A 9,266-nucleotide genomic window follows, 5' to 3' on the forward strand; every position below is an offset into this window, starting at 1 on the left:
GACCACGGACCCGCTGCTGTGCTCTCGGCGCTCAGCCGCGGCGTGCCTGGACGCGCACCGGATAGCGCTCGCCGATGGTGACGTCCACGATGCCTTCGGTGCCAGGACGTAGCCGGTCGGCGTCCTGCGTGACTTCCAGGATCGTTGCCAGGGTCTCACGCTTGATCAGCTCGCGGTGGGCCGCCACAGAGCGCTCGACGAACTCTGGGCCAGTCACCACCAAGGCGATGCGATCCGAGACGTCGAAGCCGGCGTCGCGGCGAGCGCCTTGGACAGCGCGGATCAGGTCGCGCGCGGCGCCCTCCAGCTCGAGGTCGAGAGTGACCTCGGTGTCGAGGACGACGAAACCGCCGCCCGGCAGCAGGCCGGTCGCAACCGATCCCCCACCCTCGGTGTCGACGATGGTTTCGAGGGTGTATTCGCCCTCAACCAAGGCGAGTCCACCCGCCGTGACGGTGCCATCGGACGCCACCGACCAGTCCCCGGACTTGCTGCCCTTGATCGCAAGCTGCACGTCCTTGCCGAGGCGCGGGCCGGCGGCTCGGGCGTTGACATTGAGCTTTTGGCTGATGCCGAAGTCGGACTCGTGCGCGTCCGCGAGATCGCGGATGTCGACCGTCTTGACATTGAGCTCATCGGCCACGATCGCCGAGAAGGGTTGCAGCGCAGCGGCATCCGCGCTGACGACCGTGAGCGTCGCCAGCGGAAGTCGGGTGCGCAGCTTCTCGGCCTTGCGCAGCGATGAGCCGACGGAGCAGATCGCCTGGATGCGGTCCATCGCCGCAAGCAGCGTGTGATCGGCCGGCAGGTGCTCGGCATTGGGCCAGTCCGCCAGGTGCACCGAACGCTCGCCAGTGAGCCCGCGCCATACCTCCTCAGTGACGAGCGGCATGAGGGGGGCGGCCACGCGGCATACGACTTCGAGGACGGTGTACAGCGTGTCGAAGGCGTCCTTGCTCGACTGGTCCACCTGACCGTCCGCGGCCCAGAACCGGTCACGGGAACGGCGGATATACCAGTTCGACAGCACATCGAGGAAGCCGCGAGTCAGCTCACAAGCGCGCGGGATGTCGTAGGCATCCTGGGCTGCCTCAGAGTCCGCGACATACTCCCGCAGCTTGGCGAGGATGTAGCGGTCGAGGCCGTCGGTGGAGTCGGTGCGCCACTGCGCGTCATACCGAGCCGCCCCGGCATACAGCGCGAAGAAGTACCACGCATTCCACAGCGGGATCATCGCCTGGCGAACCGCGGCGCGGATGCCCTCCTCGGTGACGATGAGGTTGCCGCCACGCAGGATCGGGCTCGCCATGAGGAACCAGCGCATCGCGTCGGCGCCGTCGCGGTCGAAGACCTCCGAGACGTCGGGATAGTTGCGCAGCGACTTGCTCATCTTCTGGCCGTCGTCGCCGAGCACGATGCCGTGGCTGACGCAGGACTGGAAGGCCGGCCGGTCAAACAGCGCGGTCGCGAGGATGTGCAGGGTGTAGAACCAGCCGCGGGTCTGGCCGATGTATTCGACGATGAAGTCGCCCGGGAAGTGGTGCTCGAACCATTCGGCGTTGTTGAAGGGATAGTGCACCTGGGCGAAACTCATGGAGCCGGAGTCGAACCAGACGTCGAGGACATCCTCGACACGGCGCATCGTCGAGGCGCCGGTGGGGTCGTCGGGATTGGGCCGGGTCAGCTCGTCGATGAAGGGCCGGTGCAGGTCCGGCTCGCCCTTTTCGTTGCGCGGCAGGACGCCGAAGTCGGCCTCCAGCTCGGCGAAGGAGCCATAGACGTCGAGGCGTGGGTACTCCGGGTTGTCGGAGCGCCAGACGGGAATCGGACTGCCCCAGAAGCGATTCCGGCTGATCGACCAGTCGCGGGCGTTCTCCAACCACTTGCCGAACTGGCCGTCCTTGACGTTGTCGGGCGTCCAGGAGATCTCCTGGTTCAGCTCGAGCATCCGGTCCTTGAATTTCGTCACCTCGACGAACCAGGACGAGACGGCCATATAGAGCAGCGGTTGCTTGCAGCGCCAGCAGTGCGGGTAGGAGTGCTCGTAGGTCTCGCGGCGCAGCAGCACCGTGCCCTCGGTCACCGGTCCCGGATCGGCCTCTCCCCCAGCGTTGTCGGCGCCCGTGCCATCGAGGAAGGTGCGCGCCTTGAGGTGCTCGGTGATGACCGGGTTGGCGTCGAAGACGTGCAGGCCCTGATAGTCGGTGACCGGGAAGATGAAGGTCCCGTCGGGGCCGACGGGCACGACGGTCTCAACGCCGACCCGATCCAGCGCCGCCTTGTCGTCCTCACCGAAGCCGGGCGACATGTGGACGATGCCGGTGCCGTCCTCGGTCGTGACGAAGTCGGCCGCGATGACCTGGTGGGCGTTCGCGTAGCCCTCGTAATAGGGGAAGGGCGGCTGGTAGGTCGAGCCGACCAGCTCAGATCCCTTGAGCCGGGCCACGATTCGCGCACTCGGGTCCTTGCGGGTGGCGACCGCCGCCTCGTCCTTGCCGGGCCATAGATCATGGGAGTATGCCGCGACCCGCGCCTGTGCGAGCAGGTAGCGCTCGGTCTTGCCGGTCACATCGGACTCGACGACGACATAGTCGACATCGGGACCGACGGCGATGCCCATATTGGACGGGAGGGTCCACGGAGTGGTGGTCCAGATCAGGGCGAGTGCACCGGCATACGGCCCGGTTTGGAGTCGGTAGCCGACGGTGACCGCAGGGTCCTTGCGGATCTTGTAAACCTCGTCATCCATCCGCAACTCGTGGTTGGACAGCGGCGTCTGGTCGTTCCAGCAGTAGGGCAGGATGCGGAAGCCTTCGTAGACCAAGCCCTTGTCATAGAGCGACTTGAAGGCCCAGAGGACCGACTCCATGAAGGTCGGGTTCAGCGTCTTGTAGTCATTGTCGAAGTCGACCCAGCGCGCCTGGCGGGTGACATAGTCGCGCCACTCGGTGGTGTATTTCATGACGGACTCGCGGCACTTGGCGTTGAAGGCCTCGATGCCGATCTCGAGGATCTCGTCTTTGGTTTTGATCCCGAGTTGGCTCATCGCCTCGAGCTCGGCGGGCAGGCCGTGGGTGTCCCAGCCGAAGCGGCGCTCGACGCGCTTGCCGCGCATGGTCTGGTAGCGCGGGACGACATCCTTGACGTAGCCGGTCAGCAGGTGGCCGTAGTGCGGCAGGCCGTTGGCGAAGGGCGGGCCGTCATAGAAGATGAACTCGTTGTCGCCATTCTCGCCGGCCGGGCGATTGTCGATGGATGCCTTGAAGGTGCCGTCGGCGTCCCAATACTTCAGCACGGCCTCCTCGATCGCGGGGAAGCGCGGGCTGGACGGGACGGCTGTGCTGCCGGTGCTGCTTGCCTTCGGATAGGCCATCGGTATGCGGTGCTCCGTGCTCGGCCGGCCCCTCGTGAGAGCCGGGTCTCCTCGTCAACACGAGGACGACACCGGCCCGGGTTCGGGCCGCCACCGCGGTACCACCTCGCTTGCCGTATGGCGCCCGCCCAGGTGAGCGCGCGGCATACGACCGCTCGTGCCGGCTATGACGGGCCACTCCCGTCCGGGTCTAATGAGCGGTCTCCCGCCGTTCTTCCGGAGGCTCGCCGCTGATGACGGCTCGAACGCCTGTGGTGGCGAGTTTACCCGCCGCGTATGCCTGCTCGCCCCGCCTTTCGCGCGGCGGCTAGGTGAGCACCTCGATCGTGCAGCGCAGGCCGGATGCCCGGGAGAGTCGCGCATCCGTGGTCACCAGTGGAACGTCCAGGCCCTCGGCGATTGCGACATATGCCGCATCGAAGGGCGTCACCGTGTGCCGCAACTCCCAACACCGAACGGCTAACCCAGCGTGGGTGACATAGTCGATGGGGAAGCGAGTGAAGAGCTTGTGCGCGGACTCCACCATCTCTCGGGGCACTAGCCCCGCTCGTTCCAGTCGCCGCAGCACGGACTGCACCTCGAGGCGAAGGACGTCCGGCGCATGACAGCCAGCACGCAGCAAGCCGTGCACACGGTCGTGCGAGGCGCCCTCGTCGAGGAGCGCCACCACCATGGCTCCCGCGTCAAGAACCACCATCAGTGGGATTCGCGATCCTCGCGGATCATCTGGTTCAAGGAATCGAGATTCAGAGGGTGGCGATCCAACGCTGCGACCTCCGCCAGAACTTCATCCCAGGTAGCGCGGGCGGCGTCGTCCGTGAGCCTCTGCAGGAGGTACTCCTGCAAGGACTGGTGCGCTGCGCGGGCCCGGCGGTGATGGACCGCCAGGACCTCGTCAGGAACATTCTTGACTTGGACACTGGGCATGGCGCCATTATGGCGCCAAGCAGGAGGATCGGGCGCTCGGGGTCCTTCGCTATGCCAAAGGAGCGGCGCGCGGGCGTTTGGACCGATCAGTCGCGGTCTATTGGCATCGCGGCAGATCAGGTTAGAACGCGGCGACCACGCTGACGAGCACGGGGGCGAAGAGTAGGGCGGGGAGGAGATCGCCGACGGGGACTTGCTTGATCTCCAGGAGGCGGAAGGCGATCCCGACCAGCATCAGGCCGCCGACCGAGGTGAGGGCGGCGATCTGGGCCCCATCGAGGACAGAGCCGAGGAAGACACCGAGAACGGTGAGCAGCCCTTGGACCACGAGTACCGAAACCGCGGAGAGCAAGACGCCGATGCCGAAGGACGCGGCGAACGCCATCGAGGCGAAGCCGTCGAGGACCGCCTTGAGCGCGAGCTTGTCGATGCCGCGCCCCATCCCGTCATCCAGCGAGCCGAGGATCGTCAGGGGCCCCACACAAAACAGCAGGGTGGTGGTCAACCAACCTTCAATGAAGCGCTCGCGCTCTCCCGAGACATCCCCGACCGAGGCGGCGCCGGATCGACCGCGTCGGCGCGCCACCAGCCCCTGCGCCCACCCAGCGACGCCGCCGAGGCGGTCCTCAATGCGCAACAACGAGCCGCTGATGCCGCCTAGCAGGAGCGCGCCGAGGACGATGAGCATGCCCGCGCTGCCGACCGCTGCTTCCAGGGCCGGGTCGAAGACGGCGAAGGCCGAAGCGCCAGCCATGAGCAGCGTGGAGAGACCGAGCCCGGTCGTGACAATCGAGCGCGTCCGTTCGGGCAGCCGGTTGCCGATGGCCAACCCGGCCAGCGAGCCGATGACCACAGTTGCCGTGTTGAGAGCCGTTCCGGCGCCGACGAAAGACACGACAGCGGAGCCTAATGCCCGGACACGCTGGCGGCAGGGCGGTCTTACCCCGGGAAGTCTGCGCTTACCCCCTGCTCTTAAGCAGGGTTAAGTGCACACTTTCGGCATCGGGAGAAAAATGAGCGACTACCCCGGCCCCGGCCCCGGCCCCGGCGGCGGGGCGGCGAAGCGGCGCTCGAGGGCGCGCTGGTCGGCGCCGAAGCGGGCGATGCGGCAGCCGCGGCCGTTGGGCTTGATCTCGATGCCCTCGTCGGTCCAGTGCTCGAAGGCGCGCTCGCGGATATGAGCGGGCGGATCGCCATAGGAGTTCGTGACTCGCCACCACGGCACACCCCCGCCGAAGCGGCTCATGATGGTGCCGACCAGCCGCGGGCCGACGCCGACGATGGCGCCGATCTCGCCATACGCCAGCACTTGGCCTTCCGGGATCAGTTCGACGACGCGCAGCACCCGCTCGACCACCGCCTCGTCCATGCCGCGGCACAGTAGTGCACGCTGACGTCACGTCACTAAGGTGGGGCGGGTCGTCAATCAGGTGGAGGTTCTCGTGCGTGTCGCGGTGCTGGGCGCGGGGTCGTGGGGCACGGCGCTGGCATACACCCTGGCCACGAAGGGCTTCCGGGTCGCAACCTGGGACCTGGATACCGCTGTCCTGGAATCGATCTCGGGCCACGAGAACACCCGCTACCTGCCCGGCATCACCCTGCCGCCGACCATATGGGGTGAGCCTGACCTCGCCGCCGCGCTCGCCGGGACCGACCTGGTCGTCTTCGCCGTGCCGTCGCAGGCGATGCGCGTCGTGGCGCAGCAGGCGCGCGAGCTCATCCCGGCGACCGCCCTGATCTGTTCAGTGACCAAAGGCATCGAGGTCGACACGCTCATGACGATGAGCGAGGTGCTGGAGGATGTCCTGCCGGCGGCACTGCATACCCGGCTCACCTTCCTCTCCGGCCCGTCCTTCGCCGTCGAGGTGGCCCGCGAGTTCCCCACCGCCGTCACCATCGCCGGCGGCGACGCAGTCGTCACCGAGGCCGTGCAGCGCGCCTTCCACACCCCGTTCCTGCGCCCCTATGTCTCCGATGACGTGGTGGGAGTCGAGATCGGCGGGTGCGCGAAGAATGTCATCGCCATCGCGACCGGCGCCGGCGACGGCATGGGCTATGACGCCAACACCCGCGCCGCAACCATCACCCGCGGGCTGGCCGAGATCGCCCGCCTTGCCGTGGCCCGTGGCGCGAATCCCCTGACGCTAGTTGGACTTTCGGGCGTCGGCGATCTGGTGCTGACGTGCAGTTCGGTGAAATCTCGCAACTACCGCGTCGGCTTCGGCCTGGGGCAGGGGCGCGCGCTGGCCGACATTCAAGCCGAGCTCGGGCAGGTCGCCGAGGGCGTCCTGAACGCCAAATCGGTCAAGGCGCTGGCCGAGCGAGCTGGTGTGGAGATGCCGATCTGTGAGGTCGTTCACGCGGTGCTCTACGACGGCATGGAGGTGCGCAGCATTCGCGCGCTCTTCTCCGAGCGGCCGCTGCGTTCCGAGCCGGAGCACCAGTTCGAGCGTCCAGCAACCTAGAGGACAGCGGCCCCCACGCACGCGGCGGCCACCACCGTGGCGAGGCGTTCGAGCGCGCGCCGGTGTGCCGCGAGCGCCGTCGTGAGACCGTCGCCTCCGGCCAGGATGAGTTGCAGCGCGGCCGCTGCTCGGGCGGCACCGAATGCCGCACCGACGAGCACCGCCTGCCACCACGGCCGGTTGGCCGCAAGGAGGGCGGCGGCGACGACATACGGTCCAGCAGAGGGGATTAGGGTGCGCCAACCGGTGCCGTATTCGACGCCGAACCGGAACAGCCCAAGCGGCATCCCCTCGTGAAAGACCTCCTGCGGGATGAGTTGATCCCGTTGCGGCACAGGAAGTTTGCGCGATGTCAGGTCCAGGATCACGAGACCCACGATCAGCACCGCGGCAAGAGCCCAGCGCGCCCGAAGCGGCACGGGCGAGAGCAGCCCGGCGAGGATCGCGAGACCGGCTCCCGTCGAGGACCCCCCGAGGGTTGTGCCCGCAGCGAAGGGAAGCCAGGCGAGCAGGCGTGAGGAACGGCCTCGGACCGAGGCCAGCAGCGCCCAGGCGCTGTTGACACCTCAGGTCGAGCCGGACAGACCGACGGCGGCGATGACCGCGGCGAGCAGCAGCCAGCCGAAGCCGGTGAGGAGCGGCGTCGCGAGGACGCCGGCGACTGCGCATACGGCCAGCAGCAGGAGGGGATCGCGCAGGACGCGGCGGGCACCGCCCGTCATGTCACCGCCCACGGGCAGATCGAGGAGAAGCAGGAGCCGCCGGGGCTGCACGTGTAGCCATCGCTGCACCGGTAGACGTGACCGTCGCTGAAGGTCCATTGCCAGGCGTCATAGGTGCCGGCCCAGCATTGGTCGGGCCGGTGCAGGAAGTAGCCGGTCGGCGAGGGCGCGTGCTGGTGCCAGCCGACCTGGTTGCCGGCTCCGTCGTGGTATTTCCAGCAGCAGGAGTAGTCATTGCACGGTGTCGACGGCCCGCACTTGCGACCCTCCTCGGTGTGATTGCTCGCATAGGAGTCGCACGGTCCGCTGTGCTCATCGGTGTAGTCGGTGAAATATGCCGCATGGGCGCGATCTGCGAGGCGGTTCACCAGGCCAAGGCCGCCGAAGGCCAGGCCCATCGTCGCTCCCCCAGCCAGGCGGAAGATCGTGCGACGGGGCCTCGGAGTCTGGGTCAGTCGCGATCGCAGGCCGGCTTGGTCGGCCTCGGGTAGTTCGGCGAACGTGATCATCGCGACTCCTCGGGAGCTGGGATCGGGGGCGCCGGGTCGAGCCTTGCGGCGGCTTCCAACCAGGTGGCTACCTGCGCTGCCGACTCGGGCAGCAGGGACGAGGTGATGGTGCCGGCTGCGTCGACGGCCAGCAGGAATGGGGCAGCAGGTATGCCGAGGCGGTCGAAGAGTTCGCCGGCCTGCGGTATGCAGTGGGCCCGCGGCGCGCCCGCGGCGGTGCCTGCGCAGTCGCCCAGGGAGACGACGACCAATCGCGGCCCGAGTTTGGCGATTTCGGCGAGCACGGCCGCGCAGGTCGGACAGCTAGGCGAGGAGAAGAGCACGATCCCGCCGCCAGGCGGCCGCACGGCGGATGCCGGTCCGCTCGACGGCAGGCCGAAGCCCACGAGGCGGCGAGCATCGATCCCCTCAGCGCTCGTCTCGCGGGGTCGCGACCGGAGGTCGGTGACCATTCGAAGAAGGCCGGCGCACACCAGAGCCAAGAGGGCGAGGGCGATCCAGGCGAGCGTCAGGGCAGCGGCGGTGAAGCTCATATCTGCACCCCTGCGGTGCGGGGCGCATGGGCGCGAGCGCTGGGCAGAACACCAAAGAGCAGCGCCATGGCGAGCGTCGCCGCAAGCACCATTGCCTGGTCAGCCGGGCCGCTCGGGGTTGGTGCGCCCGGCCAGGCGGCGGCCGTGAGGGCGGCGAGCGCCATCAAGGCGGCGCGGGTTGCGTGCCAACCGGTCAGCGGCTCGTTGCCGAGTCCGCAACCGCAGGGCACGTGCCACCTGGCGCCTCGGATGGACTGGGTGGCCCGCCAGGCCAGCAGGGCATAGCCGGCATAGGCCAGCGTCAAGCCCGCGACGGCCAGCGCGGCAGCCCGAGCGGCGACGGGTCGCGAGCCGGCGAACCAGGCCGTGGCCGTGGCCACGGCGGCGAACCCGACGACGACTTCCGCCACGACAAGGAAGATCGCGACAGGACGGTGCAGACCCGCAGGAAGCACGCCATGCGCGACCAGAGCGGCGCGCAACGGCCCGGGGGCACGAAGGTGAGCCGCCGCCGCCCACAGGAGAAGCAGCGCGGGCGCAGCGAGGAGGGCGGTCGTCATACGGCCTCCACGCGGACGCGGCGCATGGCCTCGGCAACCACATCGAGCGCAGTGCCGGGCCGCGGAATGCCATAAGAGACGGCGCGTTCGGTGTCGAGCACCAGATAAGCCCGGATCCACCGATCGGGGTCACGTTGTGGTGGGTTGTGCGCGGGTCGGAGCATGAGAAATCCCTTG

12 protein-coding genes are annotated in these 9,266 nt (G+C 68.1%); 1 reads left to right on the forward strand and 11 read right to left on the reverse strand.

Annotated features, from left to right (window positions below; genetic code table 11):
• Positions 1-31 precede the first annotated feature (31 nt).
• The 5 genes from ileS to ABD225_RS06930 form a co-directional block, all read right to left on the reverse strand.
• A complete protein-coding gene (gene ileS / locus ABD225_RS06910; RefSeq protein ID WP_344082850.1) occupies positions 32-3,373 on the reverse strand; it encodes an isoleucine--tRNA ligase in 3,342 nt (1,113 codons plus the stop codon).
• Between the two features lie 307 nt (positions 3,374-3,680).
• Positions 3,681-4,070, reverse strand: a complete 390-nt coding sequence (locus tag ABD225_RS06915; RefSeq protein WP_344082852.1) for a type II toxin-antitoxin system VapC family toxin — start codon at positions 4,068-4,070, stop codon at positions 3,681-3,683.
• The gene (locus tag ABD225_RS06920; protein WP_344082854.1) at positions 4,070-4,300 is read right to left on the reverse strand and encodes a hypothetical protein; all 231 of its coding nucleotides are present in this window, start codon (positions 4,298-4,300) and stop codon (positions 4,070-4,072) included. Before ABD225_RS06920 ends, ABD225_RS06915 begins: the two co-directional genes overlap by 1 nt.
• A 121-nt stretch (positions 4,301-4,421) precedes the next feature.
• Positions 4,422-5,195 (reverse strand): DUF554 domain-containing protein, encoded by a 774-nt coding sequence (locus ABD225_RS06925; protein WP_344082856.1) that lies wholly within the window; start codon positions 5,193-5,195, stop codon positions 4,422-4,424.
• A 126-nt stretch (positions 5,196-5,321) separates the two neighbouring features.
• On the reverse strand, positions 5,322-5,669 hold the full coding sequence (locus ABD225_RS06930; RefSeq protein WP_344082858.1) for an MGMT family protein: 348 nt from the start codon (positions 5,667-5,669) through the stop codon (positions 5,322-5,324).
• A 73-nt stretch (positions 5,670-5,742) separates the two neighbouring features.
• Here ABD225_RS06930 and ABD225_RS06935 point away from each other — a divergent pair, with 73 nt between their 5' ends.
• Positions 5,743-6,765: an NAD(P)H-dependent glycerol-3-phosphate dehydrogenase gene (locus ABD225_RS06935; RefSeq protein WP_344082860.1), complete on the forward strand. Its 1,023-nt coding sequence runs from the start codon at positions 5,743-5,745 to the stop codon at positions 6,763-6,765.
• Here the strand turns inward: ABD225_RS06935 and ABD225_RS06940 are convergent.
• From ABD225_RS06940 to ABD225_RS06965, 6 genes are all read right to left on the reverse strand, one after another.
• Positions 6,762-7,184: a hypothetical protein gene (locus ABD225_RS06940; protein ID WP_344082862.1), complete on the reverse strand. Its 423-nt coding sequence runs from the start codon at positions 7,182-7,184 to the stop codon at positions 6,762-6,764. The genes ABD225_RS06935 and ABD225_RS06940 overlap by 4 nt on opposite strands.
• A gap of 147 nt (positions 7,185-7,331) precedes the next feature.
• On the reverse strand, positions 7,332-7,487 hold the full coding sequence (locus ABD225_RS06945) for a hypothetical protein (protein ID WP_344082864.1): 156 nt from the start codon (positions 7,485-7,487) through the stop codon (positions 7,332-7,334).
• Positions 7,484-7,996 carry a hypothetical protein gene (locus ABD225_RS06950; RefSeq protein WP_344082866.1) on the reverse strand — a complete coding sequence of 171 codons (513 nt, stop codon included), beginning with the start codon at positions 7,994-7,996 and terminating at the stop codon, positions 7,484-7,486. The genes ABD225_RS06945 and ABD225_RS06950 overlap by 4 nt, the downstream gene beginning before the upstream one ends.
• A complete protein-coding gene (locus ABD225_RS06955) occupies positions 7,993-8,529 on the reverse strand; it encodes a TlpA family protein disulfide reductase (protein WP_344082868.1) in 537 nt (178 codons plus the stop codon). The genes ABD225_RS06950 and ABD225_RS06955 overlap by 4 nt, the downstream gene beginning before the upstream one ends.
• Positions 8,526-9,089 (reverse strand): MauE/DoxX family redox-associated membrane protein, encoded by a 564-nt coding sequence (locus ABD225_RS06960; RefSeq protein ID WP_344082870.1) that lies wholly within the window; start codon positions 9,087-9,089, stop codon positions 8,526-8,528. The genes ABD225_RS06955 and ABD225_RS06960 overlap by 4 nt, the downstream gene beginning before the upstream one ends.
• Positions 9,086-9,266, reverse strand: a 181-nt coding sequence (locus tag ABD225_RS06965) for a hypothetical protein (protein ID WP_344082872.1), incomplete at its 5' end; no start/stop codon positions are given. The genes ABD225_RS06960 and ABD225_RS06965, both read right to left, overlap by 4 nt.

It is taken from the genome of Nostocoides veronense, from assembly GCF_039531185.1.
Lineage (GTDB): Bacteria > Actinomycetota > Actinomycetes > Actinomycetales > Dermatophilaceae > Nostocoides_A > Nostocoides_A veronense.

Excerpts from the sequence above, each read along its gene's own strand:
- ileS (WP_344082850.1), bottom strand. The coding sequence starts at position 3,373 with ATGGCCTATCCGAAGGCAAGCAGCACCGGCAGCACAGCCGTCCCGTCC.
- ABD225_RS06915 (WP_344082852.1), bottom strand. The coding sequence starts at position 4,070 with ATGGTGGTTCTTGACGCGGGAGCCATGGTGGTGGCGCTCCTCGACGAG.
- ABD225_RS06920 (WP_344082854.1), bottom strand. The coding sequence starts at position 4,300 with ATGCCCAGTGTCCAAGTCAAGAATGTTCCTGACGAGGTCCTGGCGGTC.
- ABD225_RS06930 (WP_344082858.1), bottom strand. The coding sequence starts at position 5,669 with ATGGACGAGGCGGTGGTCGAGCGGGTGCTGCGCGTCGTCGAACTGATC.
- ABD225_RS06945 (WP_344082864.1), bottom strand. The coding sequence starts at position 7,487 with ATGACGGGCGGTGCCCGCCGCGTCCTGCGCGATCCCCTCCTGCTGCTG.
- ABD225_RS06950 (WP_344082866.1), bottom strand. The coding sequence starts at position 7,996 with ATGATCACGTTCGCCGAACTACCCGAGGCCGACCAAGCCGGCCTGCGA.
- ABD225_RS06955 (WP_344082868.1), bottom strand. The coding sequence starts at position 8,529 with ATGAGCTTCACCGCCGCTGCCCTGACGCTCGCCTGGATCGCCCTCGCC.
- ABD225_RS06960 (WP_344082870.1), bottom strand. The coding sequence starts at position 9,089 with ATGACGACCGCCCTCCTCGCTGCGCCCGCGCTGCTTCTCCTGTGGGCG.